General features: G+C 68.0%; 21 protein-coding genes and 1 pseudogene. 11 read left to right on the top strand and 11 right to left on the bottom strand.

Annotated features, from left to right (window positions below; translation table 11 throughout):
• The first annotated feature begins 111 nt into the window (after positions 1–111).
• On the top strand, positions 112–1,338 hold the full coding sequence (locus tag KV110_RS06540; protein WP_218474306.1) for a benzoate/H(+) symporter BenE family transporter: 1,227 nt from the start codon (positions 112–114) through the stop codon (positions 1,336–1,338).
• A gap of 5 nt (positions 1,339–1,343) precedes the next feature.
• Here KV110_RS06540 and KV110_RS06535 read toward each other — a convergent pair whose 3' ends face one another.
• The 3 genes from KV110_RS06535 to KV110_RS06525 all read right to left on the bottom strand — a co-directional run bounded on the left by KV110_RS06535 (position 1,344) and on the right by KV110_RS06525 (position 4,113).
• Positions 1,344–2,684 carry a uracil-xanthine permease family protein gene (locus KV110_RS06535; RefSeq protein WP_218474304.1) on the bottom strand — a complete coding sequence of 447 codons (1,341 nt, stop codon included), beginning with the start codon at positions 2,682–2,684 and terminating at the stop codon, positions 1,344–1,346.
• An 82-nt stretch (positions 2,685–2,766) separates the two neighbouring features.
• A complete protein-coding gene (locus tag KV110_RS06530; protein ID WP_218474303.1) occupies positions 2,767–3,573 on the bottom strand; it encodes an SDR family oxidoreductase in 807 nt (268 codons plus the stop codon).
• A 48-nt stretch (positions 3,574–3,621) separates the two neighbouring features.
• The gene (locus tag KV110_RS06525) at positions 3,622–4,113 is read right to left on the bottom strand and encodes an Lrp/AsnC family transcriptional regulator (RefSeq protein WP_218474301.1); all 492 of its coding nucleotides are present in this window, start codon (positions 4,111–4,113) and stop codon (positions 3,622–3,624) included.
• Between the two features lie 145 nt (positions 4,114–4,258).
• Between KV110_RS06525 and pdhA the strand changes: the two genes are divergently transcribed.
• From pdhA to KV110_RS06510, 3 genes are read left to right on the top strand one after another with little or no spacing between them, the layout of a single operon-like run.
• Entirely contained in the window at positions 4,259–5,371 is a 1,113-nt protein-coding gene (gene pdhA, locus KV110_RS06520) for a pyruvate dehydrogenase (acetyl-transferring) E1 component subunit alpha (protein ID WP_218474299.1), read from the top strand.
• Positions 5,368–6,351 carry an alpha-ketoacid dehydrogenase subunit beta gene (locus tag KV110_RS06515; protein WP_218474298.1) on the top strand — a complete coding sequence of 328 codons (984 nt, stop codon included), beginning with the start codon at positions 5,368–5,370 and terminating at the stop codon, positions 6,349–6,351. The genes pdhA and KV110_RS06515 overlap by 4 nt, the downstream gene beginning before the upstream one ends.
• A gap of 30 nt (positions 6,352–6,381) precedes the next feature.
• Positions 6,382–7,890: a dihydrolipoamide acetyltransferase family protein gene (locus KV110_RS06510; protein WP_218474296.1), complete on the top strand. Its 1,509-nt coding sequence runs from the start codon at positions 6,382–6,384 to the stop codon at positions 7,888–7,890.
• A gap of 6 nt (positions 7,891–7,896) precedes the next feature.
• On the opposite strand, the gene KV110_RS06505 is transcribed toward KV110_RS06510, so the two are convergent.
• Complete coding sequence (locus KV110_RS06505) at positions 7,897–8,289, bottom strand: acyl-CoA thioesterase (RefSeq protein WP_218478217.1); 393 nt, start codon at positions 8,287–8,289, stop codon at positions 7,897–7,899.
• Positions 8,290–8,315: 26 nt separating this feature from the next.
• Positions 8,316–9,269, bottom strand: a complete 954-nt coding sequence (locus tag KV110_RS06500) for an AraC family transcriptional regulator (RefSeq protein ID WP_218474294.1) — start codon at positions 9,267–9,269, stop codon at positions 8,316–8,318.
• Between the two features lie 81 nt (positions 9,270–9,350).
• On the opposite strand from KV110_RS06500, the gene KV110_RS06495 reads away from it, so the two are divergent.
• The gene (locus tag KV110_RS06495) at positions 9,351–10,190 is read left to right on the top strand and encodes an SDR family oxidoreductase (RefSeq protein ID WP_218474293.1); all 840 of its coding nucleotides are present in this window, start codon (positions 9,351–9,353) and stop codon (positions 10,188–10,190) included.
• A gap of 187 nt (positions 10,191–10,377) precedes the next feature.
• Entirely contained in the window at positions 10,378–11,625 is a 1,248-nt protein-coding gene (locus KV110_RS06490; protein WP_218474292.1) for an MFS transporter, read from the top strand.
• On the opposite strand, the gene KV110_RS06485 is transcribed toward KV110_RS06490, so the two are convergent.
• The 4 genes from KV110_RS06485 to KV110_RS06470 form a co-directional block, all read right to left on the bottom strand.
• Positions 11,603–12,766 carry a DUF5925 domain-containing protein gene (locus KV110_RS06485; protein WP_218474290.1) on the bottom strand — a complete coding sequence of 388 codons (1,164 nt, stop codon included), beginning with the start codon at positions 12,764–12,766 and terminating at the stop codon, positions 11,603–11,605. The genes KV110_RS06490 and KV110_RS06485 overlap by 23 nt on opposite strands.
• Before the next feature lie 94 nt (positions 12,767–12,860).
• Complete coding sequence (locus KV110_RS06480) at positions 12,861–14,279, bottom strand: NAD(P)(+) transhydrogenase (Re/Si-specific) subunit beta (protein WP_218478215.1); 1,419 nt, start codon at positions 14,277–14,279, stop codon at positions 12,861–12,863.
• Positions 14,280–14,296: 17 nt separating this feature from the next.
• A complete protein-coding gene (locus KV110_RS06475; RefSeq protein WP_218474289.1) occupies positions 14,297–14,614 on the bottom strand; it encodes an NAD(P) transhydrogenase subunit alpha part 2 in 318 nt (105 codons plus the stop codon).
• A complete protein-coding gene (locus tag KV110_RS06470; RefSeq protein ID WP_218474287.1) occupies positions 14,614–15,732 on the bottom strand; it encodes a Re/Si-specific NAD(P)(+) transhydrogenase subunit alpha in 1,119 nt (372 codons plus the stop codon). The genes KV110_RS06475 and KV110_RS06470 overlap by 1 nt, the downstream gene beginning before the upstream one ends.
• Before the next feature lie 405 nt (positions 15,733–16,137).
• Between KV110_RS06470 and KV110_RS06465 the strand changes: the two genes are divergently transcribed.
• From KV110_RS06465 to KV110_RS06455, 3 genes are read left to right on the top strand one after another with little or no spacing between them, the layout of a single operon-like run.
• On the top strand, positions 16,138–16,629 hold the full coding sequence (locus KV110_RS06465; RefSeq protein ID WP_218474285.1) for an HIT family protein: 492 nt from the start codon (positions 16,138–16,140) through the stop codon (positions 16,627–16,629).
• Positions 16,626–17,465 (top strand): maleylpyruvate isomerase family mycothiol-dependent enzyme, encoded by an 840-nt coding sequence (locus KV110_RS06460; protein WP_218474283.1) that lies wholly within the window; start codon positions 16,626–16,628, stop codon positions 17,463–17,465. The genes KV110_RS06465 and KV110_RS06460 overlap by 4 nt, the downstream gene beginning before the upstream one ends.
• A 2-nt stretch (positions 17,466–17,467) precedes the next feature.
• A complete protein-coding gene (locus tag KV110_RS06455) occupies positions 17,468–18,121 on the top strand; it encodes a Type 1 glutamine amidotransferase-like domain-containing protein (protein WP_218474282.1) in 654 nt (217 codons plus the stop codon).
• Here KV110_RS06455 and KV110_RS06450 read toward each other — a convergent pair.
• Both KV110_RS06450 and KV110_RS06445 read right to left on the bottom strand, forming a co-directional pair.
• Positions 18,102–18,896, bottom strand: coding sequence for a MerR family transcriptional regulator (locus KV110_RS06450; protein WP_218474280.1), 795 nt, complete (start codon positions 18,894–18,896; stop codon positions 18,102–18,104). The genes KV110_RS06455 and KV110_RS06450 overlap by 20 nt on opposite strands.
• Before the next feature lie 18 nt (positions 18,897–18,914).
• Positions 18,915–19,418, bottom strand: a complete 504-nt coding sequence (locus KV110_RS06445; RefSeq protein ID WP_246634372.1) for a GtrA family protein — start codon at positions 19,416–19,418, stop codon at positions 18,915–18,917.
• A gap of 200 nt (positions 19,419–19,618) precedes the next feature.
• Between KV110_RS06445 and KV110_RS06440 the strand changes: the two genes are divergently transcribed.
• Positions 19,619–20,962 (top strand): FAD-binding oxidoreductase, encoded by a 1,344-nt coding sequence (locus KV110_RS06440; RefSeq protein WP_218478214.1) that lies wholly within the window; start codon positions 19,619–19,621, stop codon positions 20,960–20,962.
• A gap of 37 nt (positions 20,963–20,999) precedes the next feature.
• Positions 21,000–21,293, top strand: a pseudogene (locus tag KV110_RS06435) (GNAT family N-acetyltransferase); the annotation flags it as partial.
• Positions 21,294–21,337 lie beyond the last annotated feature (44 nt).

Raw genomic sequence — 21,337 nt, 5'->3', positions numbered from 1 at the left:
GGTCGGACGAACCAGCGAGCACGGTCCACCATGACCAGCGCCGCCAATTCGGTCCAGTTTCGGCCGACTGGCCCGTGACGGAGCAGTCCAGTTGCGGGCAGGATCGCCACAATGTCGAACGTTTCCTCGGCGCCCGAGGCACCCGCCGTACCCCATCCCGAATCCACGGTCGCTCCCGCGGCCGGCCTCGCCCAGCCGCTCGGCGCCGGTGTCGTTACCGCACTCGTCGGTTTCACCAGCGCGTTCGCCGTGGTGCTCAGCGGGCTCACCGCGGTCGGCGCGAACGCGGCGCAGGCGGCGTCGGGACTGCTGGCGGTGTGCGTGACGCAGGCGGTCGGCATGATGCTGCTCAGCTACCGGTATCGGATGCCGATCACGCTGGCCTGGTCCACCCCCGGCGCCGCACTGCTGGCCAGCACGGGTGCGGTGGCCGGTGGCTGGCCCGCCGCGGTCGGCGCGTTCGCGCTCGCCGGGGTGTTGATCGTGATCACCGGCCTGTGGCAGCGGCTCGGGAATCTGGTCGCCGCGATACCGGTGGAGATCGCGCAGGCCATGCTGGCCGGGGTGCTGCTGCCGCTGTGCCTAGCGCCGGTGCAGGCCGTGCAGTCCAGTCCGGCGGTGGTCGTTCCGGTGATCCTGGTGTGGCTGGTGCTGCAGCGGGTGGCCAAGCGCTTGGCGGTGATCGCCGCGTTCGCCACGGCGGCGATCGGCTCGGGCATCAGCATCGCCGTGCAGCACAGGCAGCTCGACTTCGCGGCCATGGTGCCATCGGTGGAACTGACACTGCCGCACTGGAATTGGCAGGCGATGATCGGCGTCGCGATACCGCTCTACATCGTCACCATGGCCTCACAGAACATTCCGGGAACCGCGGTCATGAAGTCCTTCGGTTACGAAGTCCCGTGGCGGGCGGCCATGACCGTCACCGGCATCGGCACCATGGTCGGCGCCCCCGCGGGCGGCCACGCCATCAACCTGGCCGCGATCAGCGCCGCGCTCTCGGCGGCCCCCTCGGCCCACCCCGATCCGAAGAAGCGCTGGATCGCGTCCTTCACCTCGGGCGCGGGCTACCTGGTGCTCGCCCTCGGCTCAGCAGCCCTGGTCACCCTCATCGCTGCCGCTCCCAAAGGCACCCTGGAAACCGTTGCGGGCCTTGCCCTCCTTGCGACCCTGGCGGCCGCCCTGACCGGAGCCCTACGTTCCGAACAGCACCGCGAAGCAGGCGTGGTCACCTTCCTGATCGCCGCCTCCGGCGTGGGTTTCCTCGGCATCGGCGCGGCGTTCTGGGCTCTGCTCGCCGGACTGGTGGTCCGCAAAGTACTGACGCACCGCGACTGACCGCGTCACAACGAAACGCGGGGTGGCACAACGCCACGGGCGAGGACACCGAGCCTGGTGTGGTTGAACAGCAGGTTGAGTACGAAAGCTGTTGCCGCGCCCAGGGTTACGCCGCTGGTAAGCAGGATTTGCGCGGAGTCGGGGAACTTGACGAACATGTCCTTCGCCATGACCGGCAGCAGACCGACACCGAGGGCGGTGGCGACAATGGTGGCGTTGACCCGGTCGGCGAGATCGGCCTTGCGCAGGGTGTCGACGCCGACGATCGCGACGGTGGCGAACAACACCAGGCCGACGCCGCCGACCACCGGCTCGGGGACCGCCGCGACGATCGCGCCGAATCGGGGCAGCACGCCGAGCAGCACCAGGATGGCCCCGCTGGTGGCGGTGACATAGCGGCTGTACACCCGGGTCGCCGCGACGGAGCCGACGTTCTGGTTGAAGATCGTGTCGATGAACGCGGTGCAGATGCCGCCGAGTACACCGGAGAGCCCGTCACCGACCAGGCCGCGCGCCAAATCGCCCTTGCCGAGCGGTTTTCCGGTGATCTCACTGATCGCCAGCATGCTCGCGGTGGACTCGGCGAACACCACTGCCATCACAATGCTCATCGCGACCACCGCGGTGATCGGGAACTCCGGCGCGCCGAAGTGGAACGGCCGCGGCAGGCCCACCCAGTCGGTGGCCCCGATGCCGCCGGTGTCCACCAACCCCATCGGTATGGCGATCACGATCCCGGCCACCAGGGCGATCAGCACACCCAGTTGCGACCACACACCGCGGCCGAGGCACAGAAATCCCACGGCGATCACGACCACCACGGCGGCCAACCCGATATGCGACGGCGCGGCGAACGACGACGCCGTCGGATCGGCGCCGATGATCAACCCACCGGCCACCCCGATCAGCGAGATGCCGACGACGGTCAGCACGGTCCCGGTGACCAGCGGCGGAAAGAACCGCACCATCCTGGCGAACGGCCAGGCCAGTGCCACACCGACCACACCGCCGACCATCATCGATCCGTAGACCGCCTGCAGGCCGTATTCCGCGGCGATCAGGATCATCGGGTTGAGCCCGACGAAGGTGGCGCCGCAGACGATCGGCAACCGCGCACCGGCGAGCTTGGCCACGCCGAGGCTCTGTATCAGCGTGATGACCCCGGCGATCAGCAGATCCGCGCTGATCAGCAGCCCGACGGTGCCCCGGTCCAGCCCCGCGGCGGCGCCGAACACCAGCGGCACCGTGACGCACCCGGTGTACATGATCAGAACGTGCTGAATGCCGAAGGTGAGCTGCCGCCCGAACGGCAACCGGGTATCGACGGGATGCGCTGCAACTGCCATAGCTACAGAACTAGCCGCCGTTCTTTACGCGCAACCCCCGCAATGTTTCACCCGCGTGACATCACAGCGGACAGTGCGCGGCTCAGCCGCGCAGCGCGGCTTGGAAGCGGCGCATGCCGTCGAGCCAGCGGTCGTAGTCGGAGCCCTTGTAGCGGTACATCTTCAGTACCTCGGGGTGCGGCAGGATCAGGAAGTGTTCGGCTTCGACACCGGCGACCACGACCTCGGCGACCTGGTCCGGGGAGAGCACCGCGCCCGCGGTGGTGACCGCCTTGACCGCGAGCTCCGCGTCGGCGGCCTGCTCCGCCGGGGCAAGGCCGGTGCGCAACAATTGCGTATCAACGCCCATCGGGCATAGGCAGCTCACTCGAATTCCTTTGTCCCCGTAGGTGACCGACAACCATTCGGCGAATCCGACAGCAGCGTGCTTGGTGACCGCGTATGGTGCGGAACCGAGCTGAGTGAGCAAGCCCGCCGCCGAGGCGGTGGACACGAAGTAGCCGGTCCCCCGGGCCAGCCAGCCGGGCACCAGCAGCCGCGCGGCGCGGACGTGGGCGAGCACATTGACCTCCAGCGCCGCCGCCCATTGCGCATCCGTGCTGTCGAGCCCGCCGCCTCCGCCGATGCCCGCGTTCGCGAAATACAGATCCACCGGCCCGAATTCGGTCTCGGCGCGCTCGATCAAGCCGCGGATCACCTGCTCGTCGGCGACGTCTCCGCCGACCGCGACCGCTGCGCCGCCGAGGGATTCGGCAACCCGCGTCGCGCCGTCGGCATCGAGATCGGCGAGCACCACCCGGGCCCCGCCGTCGACCAGCTTGCGGGCCAATGCCGCACCGATCCCCGCTCCGGCCCCCGTGACGATCGCAACCTTGCCCGAAATCTCCATTCCCGCACCCTATCGCCGCACCGAGGCGCCGCCACCGCACCGCACAGATCAGCCGCCGCGGGATAGTCGATCGAGCAGCGGCGCGGTCCGCGGCCCGACCAGCTCGCGCATCACCAGCGCCATATTGGTGCGCTCCACCCCGGGAATCTTCAATATCTGCCCGGCAATTCGATACAAATCGTCGGCGTCCCTGGCGACCACGCGGACCGTCAGGTCGGTGAGTCCGGTCATGCCGCACACCTCGGTCACCTCGGGCACTTTGGCGAGTTCGTCTACCACCGAATCCAATTGGTGCTGATCGACGACCACCGCGACGAACGCGGCCAGCGGATACCCCAGCGCGCGCGGCTGCACCCGGCGCTCGAAACTGCCGAGCACCCCACCCGCCTCCCAGCGAGCCAGGCGGGCCTGGACGGTGTTGCGGGACAGCCCGAGCCGGGCGGCCAGCTCCACGCCGGTCGCTCTCGGATTGGCGACCAGTTCCAGCAAGAGCCTGGCGTCGGTGGCGTCCAAGGTCACGTCGACCGTCTCTCTGGTCATACAACGCAGTATGACATTCGGGTCCGGGTAAGAATTGAGCATTCTGCGCATTTACGCGTCGATCACTTGCGCACATCGCATTCTCGTGGATGCTGTGAGGTAGGACACACGCGCATTCGCGGGTCAGGTGAGGAGGCGGTCACCGATGCCAGACAAGGTCGAGTATCCGGTGCAATTGGTCCAGCCCGACGGTCGCCGTGTGCTCGATCGAGAGCACGCCGCCCTGGTCGCGGACGTCGGGCCCGAGTTGCTACGCAAGATGTATGAGGACATGGTCGTCACCCGGCGCATCGACACCGAGGCGACCGCGTTGCAACGGCAGGGTCAACTCGGGCTATGGGCTCCGCTGCTCGGGCAGGAGGCCACCCAGGTGGGCTCGGCGCACGCTCTGTATCCCGACGACTACGTGTTCTGCAGCTATCGCGAGGCCGCCGTCGCCTATTGCCGGGGGGTGAATCCCAGCGAGATCACCCGGCTGTGGCGCGGCGTCGCACATTCCTGCTGGGATCCGAGCGCGGTCAATATGACCAATCCGAACATCATCGTCGGCTCGCAGGGCCTGCACGCGACCGGCTACGCCTACGCCGCCCACCTGGACGGCGCCGAGATCGCGACCATCGCCTACTTCGGTGACGGCGCCAGCAGTCAGGGCGATATCGCCGAGGCGCTCGGCTTCGCGTCGAGTTGGAGCGCCCCGGTGGTGTTCCTGTGCCAGAACAATCACTGGGCGATCAGCGAACCGGTCCGGGTGCAGAGTCAGACGCCGATCGTGCGCCGCGCCTACGGCTACGGCATCCCCGGCGTGCAGGTCGACGGCAACGACGCGCTCGCGGTGCTCGCCGTGACGCGGCAGGCGGTGGCGCGCGCCCGCTCCGGCGGCGGCCCGTCCTTCATCGAGGCGATCACCTACCGGATGGGCCCGCACACCACGGCCGACGACCCCACCCGCTACCGCTCGTCCGCGGAGACCGAGCAGTGGGCCCGCCGCGATCCGATCGACCGGCTGCGCAGGCTGCTGGAACGCGAGTCGCTGTTCGACTCGTCGTTCCAGCGATCGGTCGCCGACCGGGCCGACGAGGTGGCCCGCCAGGTGCGCACCTCGACCATCGAAATGCCGGACCCAGGACCGATGGACCTGTTCGAGCACGTCTATGCCGCCCCGCACGCGCTCATCACCGAAGAGCGGCGGGCATACGCGGAGTACTTGGCTGGCGATCCCAGCGAGGCTGCCGCGCGACCGGAAGGAGTCCCTTCATGATCACGACCTTCGCCGGCGCACTGAACACCGGGCTGCGCCGCGCCCTGGAGGACGACCCCAAGGTCATTCTCATGGGCGAGGACATCGGCCGCCTCGGTGGTGTGTTCCGGGTGACCGACGCCCTGCAGAAGGACTTCGGCAACAACCGGGTCGTCGACACCCCGCTTGCCGAATCCGGCATCGTGGGAACGGCTTTCGGCATGGCGCTGCGCGGATATCGGCCGGTGTGTGAGATCCAGTTCGACGGGTTCGTCTATCCGGCCTTCGATCAGATCGTCTCGCACGTGGCGAAGATCCACTACCGGACACAAGGAAAGGTGCACGCGCCCATCACGATTCGCATTCCGTTCGGCGGCGGGATCGGCTCGGTGGAACACCACTCGGAATCGCCGGAAGCCTATTTCGCGCACACCGCCGGGTTGCGGGTGATGACGCCGAGCACGCCCGCCGACGCGTATTCGATGATCCGTCAGGCGATCGCGTTGGACGACCCGGTGATCTTCTTCGAACCCAAGCGGCGCTACTGGGACAAGGCCGACGTCGACTTCGTCGCACTGGACCGCGACGGCGGGCTGCCCGCCGACCGCGCCCGGGTGTGCGCCACCGGTACCGACGCCACGATCGTCGCCTATGGCGGCACCGTGGCCACCGCGCTCTCCGCCGCGAAAATTGCTGGGGAGGAAGGGCATTCACTCGAGGTGATCGATCTGCGCAGCCTGTCGCCGATCGATTTCGACACGATCGCGGAATCGGTCGCCAAGACCGGCAGGCTGGTGATCACCCATGAGGCACCGGTTTTCGCCGGTCTCGGCGCGGAAATCGCGGCGCGGATCACCGAACGCTGCTTCTACTATCTGGAGGCGCCGGTGCTGCGCGTCGGCGGGTTCGACATCCCATATCCCCCGGCCAAGCTCGAAAAGTTCCATCTGCCCGACCCCGACCGCATCCTCGCCGCGGTCGATCGAACGCTCGCCGCCTGACGCCGGTCCGCCGTAGGGAAAGGCTCCACCGTGGAAGATCGCGCACCCCAGCAAAGCCAAGGGAACGTTCTGGAATTCCGGCTACCCGACCTCGGCGAAGGGCTGGCTGACGCCGAGTTGGTGTCCTGGTCGGTCGGCGTCGGCGACGAGGTGGCCTTGAATCAGACGATCGCCGAGGTCGAGACGGCGAAGGCGGTGGTGGCGCTGCCGTCGCCGTTCGCCGGGCGGGTGGTCGAGTTGCTCGCGCAACCCGGCGAGACCGTGCTGGTCGGGGCGCCGCTGATCCGGGTGCAGAACGACGAAGCGCCTACCGCGACGGCGCAGCCGGACACGAGCCGGACGGCGCAGGCGGCCGCGACTCAGGAGAGCGCGGCGAACGGGAACGAGACGAACGGCACCGGGCGAACGGCGGTGCTGGTTGGCTATGGGCCGGAAGGCGAGACCGCGTCGCGGCGGCGAAGGCCCGCGGCTCCGAAACCCGAGACGTCGGCGGAGTTTTCATCGGAAACCGCTGCCGCGCAGCCTGATTCGCCGGATACCGAGTCGGGTCCAAGTCCGCAACACGCCGAATCCACTGCCGCGGAGACCATGTCGGGAAACGCGCGGCCGCAACTGTCCACCACCAGACCAGCCGCGACTCCCGCCGCCCGCAGGCTCGCGCGCGAGCTCGGCATCGATCTCTGGTTCGTCGCGGGCTCCGGTCCGGACGGTGCGGTCACCGTCGAGGACGTGCGCGGCGCGGTCCCGGTATCGCAATCGCGCACGATGGCGAGTCAGGCCGAGTCGACCGCGACCCCACCCGCCGTCCCCGCTTCCGGCGACGGCGTCAGCCCACCGGCGCGGGAGGTGCGCACACCCGTCAGCGGCATTCGCAAGCGCACGGCGGCGGCCATGCTGGCCAGTGCTCGGTCCATCCCGCAGGCCAGCACCTTCGTCACCGTGGATTGCACCGCGTCGATGGAGCTGCTCGACCACCTGCGGACGACCAAATCTTTTGCCGGACTGACACTTACGCCACTGGCCCTGGTGGCGAAGTCCGCGCTGGCGGCGATCGCCGAATTCCCCGGCATCAATACCTACTGGGACGAGGCGAATCAGGAGATCGTCACCAAGCACTACGTGAACCTCGGCATCGCGGTCGCTGCCGACCGTGGACTGCTGGTGCCGAACATCAAAGAAGCGCAGTCACTGAGCCTGCGCGACCTGACCCGCGAGATCGGCTGGCTGGCCGAGACCGCGCGCTCGGGTGGCGCGAGCCCGACCGACCTGCGCGGCGGTACCTTCACCATCACCAATGTCGGCGTGTTCGGGGTGGACACCGGCGTGCCGCTGGTCAATCCGGGCGAGGCGGCGATCCTGTGCTTGGGCTCGATCCGTAAGCGCCCCTGGGTATTCCGCGACGAACTAGCGATCCGCTGGGTCACCACGCTCGGCATCAGCTTCGATCACCGGATGATCGACGGCGAACTCGCCTCCCGCTTCCTCGCCACCACCGCGAGCCTGCTCGAGGACCCCCTCACCCTGCTGAGCCGGATCTGACTGCGGTCAGTCGGTGACGAGTGCGGTGGCGGCGGTGCGGATGACGGCGGGGATCTCGACGGGTTTGCGGGTTTCGGCGTCGACGTAGACGTGCACGAAGGTGCCGGTGGCGGCGAGTTCGAGGTCGCCGTCGGCCTCCCGGAAGATCGCCAGGTCGTAGGTGATGCTGGAGCGGCCGAGGCGGGAGATGCGCAGGCCGACCTGCAACTGGTCCGGGAAGCTGAGTGAACCGACGTACTGGCACGAGGTCTGCGCGACGACGCCGAGTGCGGGCAGCTCACGGATGTCGGTGCCGGTGGCGTGCATCAACCACGCGTTGACCGCGGTGTCGAAGTACGAGTAGTACGTCACGTTGTTCACGTGCCCGTAGTGGTCGTTGTCGGCCCAGCGGGTCGGCATCGGCCAGAGCACCGGATACTGCTGCGTCACCCGGCCGACGATAGCTCAGCGGGGGTGGCGCCCTGCCGGTGGTCGCGCGGGCTCACCCCGAAGTGGCGTTTGAAGGCGGTGCTCAGGGCGAAGGCGCTGCCGTAACCGACTTGCCGGGCAATGGCTTCGATGGTGGCGTCGGATTCGGCGAGTAGGTCGGCGGCCAGCGCGAGCCGCCACTCGGTGAGGAAGGACATCGGCGGCTCGCCGACCAGATCGGTGAAGCGGCGGGCGAGCGCGGCCCTGGACACCCCGACCGCCTCGGCCAGGCCCGCTACGGTCCAGCCGTGCGCGGGATTGTGTTGCAGCAGCCGCAGCGCCTTGCCGACCAGCGGGTCGCTGTAGGCGTGGTACCAGGCGGGGGCGTCGTTGCGGGCGAACCAAGCCCGCAGGGCGGCGATCAGCACCATGTCCAGCAGCCGGTCGAGCACGGCGCCTTGGGCGGGCTCGTCCCGGACGGCCTCGTCGACCAGGATGTCGAGCAGGCGGGTGTCGAAGTCGCCGCGCTGCAGCACGATCAGCGGCGGTAGGGCGCGCAGCAGACGCTGGCTGGCCGCACCCGCCGACTCGTAGGTTCCGGTGACCAGCATGGTGGCGCCGTCGGCGTCGGTGCCCCACTGGCGAACGCCGAGACTCAATGTCTCGCAGAGGGCTTCGCCGTCCGGCGTCTTCGTCACATTGCCGGGATGGATGATGATCTGCGGCTCGGTGGTCGGCGTGTCGGCGACCGTGTAGTGATCGGGACCGCGGAAGATCGCGACGTCGCCTTCGCTCAACTGCCGCGGCGCGTTCTGGCCCATCATCACCCACGCGCCGCCACGGACCATCGCCACCACGGTGAGCGGAGCCTCGTCCTGAATGCGCAGCGACCACGGCGGCTTCAGCAACGAGCACATCAGAAACGCGCCTCGGGCACGTGGACCTTCGAGCAGACTGGCGAGCGCATCCACGCCACCAACAGTAGACGATCACGCATGATCATGAGCTGCTGAACCATGTTCCGTCTCGGCTTCTGCCGGTGTACTCGAACCATGACAAACAGCACCGCATCCCAGCACCTCACCCTCGTCACCGGCGGCACCGGCAAGACCGGCAGCCGGGTCGCCGCCCGGCTCACCGCGGCGGGCCACCCGGTCCGCCTCGGCTCGCGCTCGGCGGAGATCCCGTTCAGCTGGGCCGACCGCGACACCTGGCCCGCGGCCCTGGCCGGCGTGCATGCCGCCTACCTGGCGTACCAGCCCGACCTGGCGGTGCCCGGCGCTCCCGAAACGCTGCGCGCGTTCGCGGCCGTGGCGAAGCAGAGCGGCGTGCACCGGCTGGTGCTGCTGTCCGGCCGTGGCGAGCCGGAGGCGGTGGAATGCGAGGAGTTCGTGCAGGAATCCGGCCTCGACTGGACCATCGTGCGGTGCAGCTTCTTCGCGCAGAACTTCAGCGAAGGCGCGTTCACCGAATACATCCTGGCCGGAGAGGTGGCGCTGCCCAACGGTGACGTGCCGGAACCGTTCGTACACGCCGACGACATCGCCGATGTCGCCGTCCGCGCGCTCACCGAGGACGGGCACCACGGCGAGGTATACGAGCTGACCGGGCCACGCGCGCTCACCTTCGCCGAGGCGGTCGCGGAGATCGCCGAGGCGACCGGACGCGACATCGCCTTCCTTCCGATATCCCGGACGGAATTCGTTGCGGCGCTGACCGAATACCAGGTGCCCGCCGACGCGGTGAGCCTGCTCGACTATCTCTTCGGCACGGTGCTTGACGGGAGGAACAGCAAGACCACCGACGGCGTGCAACGCGCCTTGGGCCGGGAGCCAAAGGATTTCACCGAATACGCACGCGAGACCGCCGCCTCGGGAATCTGGAACATCTAGCGCCGGTTCGCGGTTGGAACAAACAGAGGCTGTGCAGACAACCCGCGGGAACCGATCGCAACGACGCGATCCGGCTATCCGGACGCACCAGGCCGACGATGTCCTGGCCCGGATTCCGCGGGGCCGCGCCTCGCATCGGCACGGAGGGGGTGGGCGCACCGAAACGATCATCGGTACCGTCGGACTGATGTTGCGTCCGAGCATCGATCGCCCCATCCGGGTCGCCCGTGCTGCCGTGTTCGCGGTGTTCGGGTTGAACGGGTTCCTGCTGGCCATGTGGGTCGTGCACATTCCGGTGATCACCGATCGGACCGGCATCGAGAAGTCGACGCTCGGCATGTTCATCCTGTCGATGGCCGGGGCGGGTGTCGTCGGCATGCGCATCGCGGGCCCGCTCGCCGACCGGTTCGGCAGCCGGACACTGGCCGCCGCCGCCGCGATCCTCATGTCGATCGCGGTGATCGGACCCGGTCTGGCTACCGGCCCGGTCACCCTGGCGCTCGCGTTGACCTGCTTCGGTTTCGGCAACGGCGCACTGGACGTGTCGATGAATACCCAAGCGGTGCATGTGGAACGAGCGTATGGGCGCCCGATCATGTCGGCCTTTCACGCGCTGTTCTCCGGCGGTGGGTTGCTCGGCTCGCTACTCGGCGCGGCGACCCTGCGGGCGGGGTGGGATATGCGAATGACGTTGGCGCTGGCGGCGATCGGCTGCGTGGCGTTGACCATCGCGCTACTGCCGAGACTGCTCAGGGACACCGGCCCCGAGCAGGCTGTGGAGCTACACCTCGGTTCGACCGATGCGGACTCGTTCGGCGGCGAGTCCGCGTCTCGACCTGCCACCGGGAAGAACCCCGGCGAGCGAGCGCACAGCCGAAAAGTGCTGGCGCTAGCCGTAATCGCGTTCGCGGTACTGCTCGCCGAGGGCGTGGCCGGCGACTGGAGCACCTTGCAGATGCGCGAGCACCTCGGCGCCGACGCGGCCACCGCGGCACTGGCTTTCGGCGCCTTCTCGGTCACCATGACCGCGGGCCGCCTCGCCGCCGACCGGGTGAGCGGCGCGTTCGGCCGGGTGGCCGTCGTCCGCTACGGCATGCTCGTCTCGGCGCTCGGCCTGGCCCTGGTCATCGTGTCGCCGTGGGTCCCACTGACCTTGCTCGGGTGGGCCTTGACGGGACTCGGCCTGTCCGGCAGTGTCCCGCAGATCTTTACCGCCGCAGGGAATCTCGGTTCCGGCAAGGCCGCGACCGACATGTCCCGCGTCTTCAGCGTCGGCTATCTCGGCCTGCTCGCCGGACCGGCGGTGATCGGCTGGCTCACCGAGCTGGTGCCGCTCACCGCCGCCATGGCCGTCCCGCTTATCGCATTGCTGGTGTGCTGCCGCTATGCCGGAGTCGTCGCTCCGGCACGGATCACAGGTAGAGACCTGGATTGACGGAGTCCTGCTCGACCGATCGGATTTTGGTGTCGCCGTCGCGCAGCGCCACCAATTCGGCCAGCGTCGCGCCGTCGGGGCAGGCGGCGTCGGCCGGTGTGTCCGGACGACGTTCCCTGGCGAGCCAGTCCGCCGATTCCGCGGGCGACAACCGCCCGATCTCGAGCTGTGCCAGGCAGCGGCCCGGCCTGGTCACCGCGGGGTGCAGCCGGGACAGGTCTTCGTTGGTGGTGATCGCGACCAGCACGTCCCTGCCCTGCCCGAGCATGCCGTCGGTCAGGTTCAGCAGCCGGGAAAGGCCTTGCCCCGCCGCTTCTTTCGCCTCGCCCCGGATCAGCTCGTCACAGTCCTCCAGCACCAGCATGCGCCAGCGCTTGGTGTCGTCTTCACCGTCGACGCCCGCCGCCACGTCCATCAGGTAGCCGGGCTTGCCGAACATCACCTCCGGGTCGAGCACACAGTCGAATTGGCACCACGGCGCCCATGCTCGCGCGAGGGCCCGCAGGGCGGTGGTCTTCCCGGTCCCTGGCGGCCCGTGCAGCAGCACGAGGCGGCCGCGCACGTCCGCTGCCGTCAAACCCATCAGGCGGTCCAGCGCCGCCGCGACATCCCTGGCGTAGTTGCCGCGGATCGCGGGCCACTCCGGCGCCGAGATGGCGTGCCCTCGGCGCAGCGGCCCGTGGCCGCCCATGTGCCAGAATCCCATCTCGATCGTCTCGCCGACCGCAGGCTGCGCGGCCGCGCCCCGAATCGACTCGGCGAGCACACTGGCGGCGAGTTCGTCGGTCACGGCGGTCACCTCGACCATCGCCGACCCACCCGACCAGCGGACGGCACGCAACGACCAGCCGACGCCGACCACCAGGGTCGCGGTGCTGTCTTCTTCGTGCACCGACCGCACCACCTGCCCGTGCTCGGGTCGCAGCGGCGCGTCCGGGTCGGCCCGCTCGAAACGCGCTATGTGCGCGCAGGGTTGATCGCCGCGCAGGAACGGGCTCACCGCGAGGGCATCGATCGCATCGCGGGGCGAGTAGGCGGAATCGACGGTGACCGCCCACGGCAGCCGCTCGGCGAGATCGGCCGAGGGCGCACTCGGGTCGATCAACCGAAGAGGCTCATTACGTGCGGACACTCCGAGCATGATCAGGGTTACGGCCCCGTCGTGTCCACCCAATTAACGGCGAACGGCCCCTGCTCGCGCTGAGCAAGGGGCCGCTGCCGGGTGTTGCGGGTCGCTACAGCGCCTTCAATTCCTCGGTGACCGCGCCGACGGACTTCTTCGCGTCGCCGAACAGCATGGAGGTGTGGTCGGCGTAGAACAGCGGGTTGTCGATGCCGGCGAAGCCGGAGTTCATCGAGCGCTTGAGCACGATCACGCTCTTGGCCTGGTCGACGTTGAGGACCGGCATGCCATAGATCGGGCTGCTGGCGTCCTCGCGGGCGGCCGGGTTGGTGACGTCGTTGGCGCCGATCACCAGGGCGACATCGGTGCGAGTGAACTCGCCGTTGATGTCGTCCATCTCCTTGAGCGCGTCGTAGGAGACCTCGGCCTCGGCGAGCAGCACGTTCATGTGCCCGGGCATCCGACCCGCGACCGGGTGGATGGCGTACTTGACCTCGACGCCCTTGGCCTCCAGCAGCGCGGCCATCTCCTTGACCGCGTGCTGCGCCTGGGCGACGGCCATGCCGTAACCGGGCACCACGATCACCTGATTGGCGTAGGCCATCTGGATCGCGGCGTCGGCGGCGGAGGTGGCCTTGGCCGTCTTCTGCTCGCCGTCACCGGCGCCGGGAGCCGTTCCGCCACCGCCGAATCCGCCTGCCACGATGGCCGGGATGGACCGGTTCATCGCCTTGGCCATCAGGTTGGTGAGGATGGTGCCGGACGCGCCGACGATCATGCCCGCCACGATCATCGCGGTGTTGTTCAGCGCCAAACCCGCTGCGGCAGCGGACAATCCGGTCAACGCGTTGAGCAGCGAGATGACCACTGGCATGTCCGCGCCACCGATCGGCAACACAACGGCCAGGCCGAGCACACCGGCCAGCACCAGCACCGCGATCATCCACAGCTGGGAGACGCCCTCGTCGGTGGCGCCGATGCCGATCACCACGGCCGCGGCGATCGCACCGATGAGCAGCAGCAGGTTCAGCGGCTGCTGCAGCTTGCCGAGGCCGATCGGGCGGCCGGGCAGGATCTCCTGCAGCTTGCCGAACGCGATCAGCGAGCCCCAGAACGAGATCGAGCCGATGATCGCCGCGAACAGCGAGCCGATGACGATGTGGACGGTGGGTTCCTCGCCGTGCTTGAAATGCGAGAAGCCGTCACTGTTGATGAATTCCGACCACGCGATGAGCGCGACGGTGCCACCACCGACACCGTTGAACGCGGCGACCAGCTGCGGCATCGCGGTCATCTTGGTGAACTTCGCCGGCGGCACACCGAGCGCGATACCGACGACCAAACCGGCGACGATCAGAATCCAGTTGTTGGTGTGCCGGATCGAAATCAGCGTCGCCACAACGGCGATGACCATCCCGGCGGCGGCGATCAGGTTGCCGCGCACCGCGGTCTTGGGACCGGTCAGGCCCATCAGGCCGTAGATGAACATGCCGAAGGCCACGATGTAGAGGCCGTTGACCAGGTAGGTCACATTGTCGAAGGTATGCATCACTTCTCCGCCTCAACCGGCGCGGTGGCCTTCTTGCCCTTGAACATGCCGAGCATGCGGTCGGTCACCACGAAACCGCCGATGACGTTCAGGGTTCCGAAGACGACGGCGACGAACAGAATGATCTGGGTCAAGATCGAGGGATCCTGCGTATTACCCAGCACGACGAGCGCGCCGAGCACGACGATGCCGTGAATGGCGTTGGTGCCCGACATGAGTGGGGTGTGCAGGGTATTGGGGACCTTGGAGATGACGGCGAACCCGACGAACCCCGACAACACCAGGATCGCGATATTCGCAAGCAGTTCCGTATACATCAGGCATCAACCTCACGTGTCACGCAGGAATCGGCGAGCACCTGATCGCTGAAGTCGGGCGCGAGCTTCCCGTCCACCAGCATCAGTTCCAGCAGCGCCGCAATGTTTTTCGAGTACAGCTCGGAGGCGTGCTCGGGCATGGTCGCGGGCAGGTTCAGCGGCGAGGCGATGGTCACCTGGTGCTTGACCACGGTCTGGCCGGGCTCGGTGAGCTCGCAGTTGCCGCCGGTCTCGCCGGCCAGGTCGACGATCACGCTGCCGGGCTTCATGCCCGCTACTGCCTCGGCATTGACCAGGCGCGGCGCGGGCCGCCCCGGCACCAATGCGGTGGTGATCACCACGTCGAAGCCCTTGATCGCGTCTTCCAAGGCCTGCTGCTGCTTGGCCTTCTCCGCCTCGGTGAGTTCCCGGGCGTAGCCACCCTCGCCAGCGGCGTCGATGCCGAGGTCGAGCCACTGCGCACCGACCGAACGCACCTGGTCGGCGACCTCGGGCCGCACGTCGTAACCGGTGGTGCGGCCGCCGAGACGCTTGGCGGTGGCCAGTGCCTGCAGCCCCGCCACACCGACGCCGAGCACCAGCACGGTCGCGGGCTTCACGGTGCCCGCCGCGGTGGTGAGCATCGGAAAGAAGCGGGTCGATTCGGACGCGGCGAGCAGCACGGCCTTGTAACCGGCGACATTGGCCTGCGACGACAGGGCGTCCATCACCTGCGCGCGCGAGATGCGCGGAATGGCCTCCACCGCGAAGGCTTGCACGCCAGCGGATTTCAGTTTGCCGATCTGGTTTTCCGCGTTGCGCGGGGCCAGGAAGCCGATCAGCGTCTGCCCGTCGGACAGCCGCGCCACCTCGGCATCGGTGGGCGGCGCGACCTTGGCGATGACCTCGGCCGACCACGGGTCGCCGATCGTCGCGCCCGCCGCTTCGTAGGCGCTGTCGGGAATGAGCGCGCCGAGCCCGGCTCCGGACTCGACCACCACCTGCACGCCCTGCTTCAGCAGGGACGGAATGATCTTCGGCACCAATGCGACACGTCGTTCGCCCGCGTTGGACTCGCGAACGACTCCGACACGCGCGCCGCGTGGCGACTCGTCGCCTACGCTCTGCGTTGTCTCCACTATGTCAGTTCCTTCTCGTGCTGAGCTTCAGGCATCAGATGGACGGCCGGACGATGTTACTTCAGAGTAAGGTCGCCCAAATCCTCGCAACTGTACCCGGCGCTTTGTGCGGTCCGCTGAGACGCCCGTCACAAGATCATGCCGGATTCCGCCGGTTTGCCGGATTCGCAAGGTCCTCGCAGACATCTGGTTACCTCCTGCGCTGTCGGTTGTTCGTCATCGCGCCGGTTCTGATGGTGGTCGTCGCAGGTGAGCGCGACAAGAGCGAACTCGCAGGTCCGTTACTTACCCGTAGGTCGGACTCCAGGTCAGGACGTGGTCCCGGGGCGGGACAGTGACGTGCATCATGGCGATTCCACCGCGGGGGTGTACCCCGGGCGCTCGTACGCCGTAAGGTCCTGGCTTGTGAACGACTGCGTCTTCTGCCGCATCGTGGCAGGCGAGGCTCCGGCTACGAAGGTGTACGAGGACGACATCCTCTGCGCCTTCCTCGATATCCGGCCCATCGCCCGAGGCCACATGCTGGTGGTCCCGAAAAAGCACGCCGCCGAACTGGAAGACCTCGACGCCGAACTCGGCGCCTACGTGTTCCGTGCCGGGCATCGGCTCGCGCTGGCCGTTCGGCGCAGCAGCCTCGCAGCCGACGGCGCGAACCTGCTGCTCAACGACGGTACCGCCGCCTTTCAGACGGTCTCGCACGTCCACCTGCACGTGATCCCGCGCAAGCACGGCGACAAGTTCCGGTTCGCGGCAGGGGTCGTGCTGCGGCGCCCACACGACGCACAATCCACCGCGGCCGCCATCCAGGCCGGGATCGCGGCGCTCGAACGCGACGAAAAGCTGGGCCACAATGCGAGACTGGGCATGGAAAGCCCGGAAGAAGGAGCCCAGGAATGACCGATCCGACGCTGGACCGGACCGAGCTGCCGACCCGATTGTCCGAACAGTGGGACGCGATCGCCGCACTGGTCGTCGATATCGATGAAAACCAGTGGCGCGCACCGACATCGCTGCCGGGCTGGAGCGTGTTCGATGTGGTGGCGCACGTGGTCGGCACCGAAGCGTGGTTGCTCGGTGAGCGCCCGCCCGCACACGATCCGACCACACCGAAAACCGACGTGCGCACGCTGCCGCACGTGCGCAACGAAACCGCGGTACTCAATGAGATCTGGGTGGACCGGCTGCGGCCGCTGTCCGGCGCGCGGCTGCTGGAAATGTTCCACGACGTCATCGGCCGCAGGCGCAAAGCCCTCGCCGCCATGGGTGACGACGAATGGCAGGCGCAAACCCAGTCCCCGATCGGGCAGGTCAGCTACGGCCGGTTCATGCGGGTGCGGCTGTTCGACTGCTGGATGCACGAACTCGACCTCGCCGATGCGCTCGGCGTCCGGGTCGACGAGGGCGGGCGGCGCGGTGAGATCGCGTTCACCGAGTTCCTCGGCGGTGTGCCGCGAGTGGTGGTGAAAAAGGGTGGGGCACCGGACGGTTCGCGGATCACCTTCACCCTGACCGGCTCGTTGGCCAGGAGCCTGCATATCCAGGTAGCCGGGCGCGCGAACTACGTCGACGCGTTCGATGAGCCCGCCACCGTCGAAATTCGGCTGCCCTCCGAGGTTTTCGTCCGACTCGGCGGCGGACGTTCGACCGCGGACGAGCATCTGGACGCGATCACGATCACCGGCGACCAGGAGCTCGGGCTGCGGTTGGTCCGCAACCTGGCCTTCACCATCTGAGAATGCGACTCTTCCTGTCCAGCTACCGGTTCGGCGCGCACTACGATCGGCTCGCCGCACTGGTCGGCGAGCCGGGACGAGTCGCGTTGATCCCCAACGCTTGTGACTCCTGGCCCGATGTGTGGGAGTCGGCGGTGACCAGCGATGTGGTGCCGCTGCGCAAACTGGGGTACGCGCCGGAGACGGTCGACCTGCGCGACTTCATCGGTTGTCCAGCGGAATTGGAGCGGACGCTGGCGAGCTTCCCGATGGTGTGGGTGCGCGGCGGCAACACCTTCGTACTGCGGGCCCAATTCGCCCGCAGCGGCGCCGATCTCGTGCTACCGCGGCTACTCGCCGCCGATGCGCTGGTGTACGCGGGCTACAGTGCGGGCGCCTGCGTGATGACGCCCGATCTGCACGGCCTCGAGTCGGCGGATGATCCCGCCGAGGTCGTGTCGACCTGCGGAATCGAACCCCGCTGGGACGGACTGGGATTGGTCGACCGGCGCATCGTGCCGCACATCGACTCCCCCACCGACCCGGTCGGCCAAGGCGATCTGCTGGCCGAGTTCTATCGCGCGGAGGGCATCGCCCACTGGGCGCTCACCGACAACGACGCGATCGTCGTCGACGGTGACCGGACCGAGGTGCTGATCAGTCCAGCGGCGTCATGAACGACCACAGCCGCTGTTCGAGGTCGCGCGCGCTGTAGTCGCGATAGCCGTAGAACTGATCGGTGGGCTCGTAGAGGATTTCGGCGCCCGCCGCCTTCGCGTGCCGGAAGTGCGCATCCACGTCCTCGACCACGATCGACATGCCCTCGGTGCAGGCGCCGAGGGTGATCGGCGACTGCAGCTTGAACTGCTCGGAGACCTGATGCAACCAGATCACGCCGTCGCCCGCGGTGACCTCCGCGTGGTGGACGGTGCCGTCCTCGCCCCTGCTGATCCGGCCGGGCTCCATGCCGAACACGGTGGTCAGGTAGTCGTGCGCGGCGGCGATATCGCGGTAGACGAGCGTCGGGATGCGACGCTGGATTTTGGTGTCAAGCATGGCCATGTCCTCCAATGTGTCCAGCAGCTCCCGAGTGTCGAGGCTGCGCTGGTCGGTGACGGTGGCGACCATCGTGGTCAAGCGCTGGCGCAGCCGATGACCGACGGCGAGCCTGCGGTCGAGTTCGGCGACGTGCCGCACCATCACGCCGGTCAGATCCCAGGCGGGATCGTCCAGCGCGGCGGCCACCTCGTCCAAGCGCAGCCCGAGAGTGCGCAGCAGCCCGATCCGGTACAGCCGCTGGACATCGTCGTTCGAGTACAACCGGTGCCCGGCGCCGCTGCGGCCGGACGGCGACAGCAGGCCGATCTCGTCGTAGTAGTGCAAGGTGCGCACGGTCAGCCCGGTGACCGTGGCCAGCTCGCCGACCTTGACGTATCCGTTGGTGTTCGCCACACCTACGACGCTAAAACCTCACGCCGCGTGAGGTGCAAGTTCTGACTTCGGGTCGCGGCGGAACACCACCCAGCGCATCGCGCTGTACATGTAGACGGCCTCGCACGCCCCGGCCAGCAACCTGGCCAGGTGGTATTCGAGGCCGAGCGCGGTGAGGCCGCTGCCGACACCGAGGATGAAGGCGACGTAGTTGATCGCGACGACCACGCCGTACACCGCGGCCTGCTTGCCGACGGGTGCGTGCGAGTGGAAGTTGAAGGTGCGGTTGAGCACGAAACTCAGCCCGAACGCGCACACATAGGCGATGGTGACCGACAGCCACACCGGCAGGCCCCACCAGCCGTGGAACACGGTGAGCAGAACTAGATCGACGCCGAAGGTGAAGCTGTTGATCAGCGCGAAGCCGAGGAAGGTCGCCGGGACAAGGCGATTCAGACCCCACGGCAGCCGGGCGACCACGGATTCGCACCACCGGGTGAACCGGTCCGCGACGGTATCGGTGGTCCTCGCCGTCTCGTGCACGGCACGAGCCTGCCAGCGGCAGGTGTACGTCAGATGATCAATCAGCAAAGTTACAATCGGACGACTGATTTCGGACGCACATGGGTAACTCGCCGGGTACGGGCTGACTCAGCCACCACGTCACCGTCGGCCGCCGACGCCACCGTCGCGGCACCCGGGTCTGGCCTGAAGACACGGAGAGGCGGACTGGCGTGCACGACCTGATCGAGGCGCTACCCGATGGCGCGGTAGTCACCGACCCCGACCTGCTCGCGACGTACCGGCAGGACTGGGCGCGGGATCCCGAGGCGGGTACGCCGCTCGCGGTGGTGCGCGCTACCAGTACCGATGATGTCGCGGCGACGCTGCGCTGGGCGCACGAGCGAAAAGTGCCGGTGGTGCCGCGCGGCGCGGGTTCCGGGCTGTCCGGCGGTGCCACCGCCGTCGACGGCGGGCTCGTACTGAGCACCGAGCGGATGCGGGCGATCACGGTCGACCCGGTCACCAGGACCGCGGTGGTGCAGCCCGGCCTGCTGAACGCCGAGGTGAAACGCGCGGTCGCCGAGCACGGGCTCTGGTATCCGCCGGACCCCTCGTCGTTCGAGATCTGCTCGATCGGCGGGAACGCCGCGACCAACGCGGGCGGGCTGTGCTGTGTGAAGTACGGCGTGACCACCGATTACGTGCTCGGCATGGAAGTCGTGCTCGCCGACGGGACGGTGCTGCGGCTCGGCGGGCCACGGCTCAAGGATTCGGCCGGGCTTTCGCTGACCAAACTGTTCGTCGGCAGCGAGGGCACGCTCGGCATCATCACCGAGCTGACGCTGCGCCTGCTGCCCGCGCAACCGCCGCAGAGCACGGTCGTCGCGACCTTCGCGACGTTGCCCGCCGCCATCGACGCGATCCTCGCGATCACCGGCGAATTACGGCCCTCCATGCTGGAATTCATGGATTCGGTGTCGATCAACGCGGTCGAGAACGAGCTGCGGATGGGGCTGGATCGCGGCGCGGCGGCACTGCTGGTCGCGCGGTCGGACGCGCCGGGCGAATACGCGCTGCGGGAAGCCGAAATCATGCTGGCGGCGTGCGAAAAGGCGGGCGCGACAGAGGTTTTCCACACCGAGGACCCCGAAGAAGGCGAAGCCTTCACCGCGGCAAGGCGATTCGCGATTCCGGCGGTGGAGAAGCTGGGTGCGCTGCTGCTCGAGGATGTCGGTGTCCCGCTGCCGCGACTCGGCGACCTGGTCACCGGTGTCGCCGAGATCGCGGCACGCAATGACGTGACCGTTTCGGTGATCGCGCACGCCGGGGACGGCAACACCCATCCGCTGATCGTGCACGACCCGAACGACGCCGCCATGACCGAGCGGGCGCACCGCGCCTTCGGCGAAATCATGGACCTGGCGATCGCGCTCGGCGGCACCATCACCGGCGAGCACGGTGTCGGCCGGCTGAAGAAGGCGTGGCTGCCCGATCAACTCGGCGCGGACGTGATGGCATTGACCCACCGGATCAAGGACGCGCTCGACCCGCACGGCATCCTCAACCCGGGCGCGATCCTGTGACCGCCCGCACGGAACATCCCGGACCGAGAAGGAGTTTCACCAGACCATGACCACCAGGATCGAGCACAACGTCGAGGACACCCGCTTCGAGATCTACATCGACGACACCCTCGCCGGCTACGCCGATTACGCCGAGCGCGCCGAACAGAAGATCCGCGATTTCCACCACACCATGACCTTCCCCGAATTCCGGGGCCGCGGCGTCGCCGCCGAAGTGGTCGAATACGCGCTGAAGGACTCCCGCGACGGCGGCTACTCCGTCATCCCGACCTGCTGGTACGTCGACAAGTACATCGCCGAACACCGCGAATACGCCGACCTGGTCTCCTGATCACCCGCCAAAACGGGTGCCCCGAGGCGAACCCCGGACCACCC

The organism is Nocardia iowensis (genome assembly GCF_019222765.1).
GTDB classification, from domain to species: Bacteria; Actinomycetota; Actinomycetes; order Mycobacteriales; family Mycobacteriaceae; genus Nocardia; species Nocardia iowensis.
The sequence above is the reverse complement of the archived record's forward strand: the minus strand, read 5'-3'. Positions and strand labels throughout refer to the sequence as shown.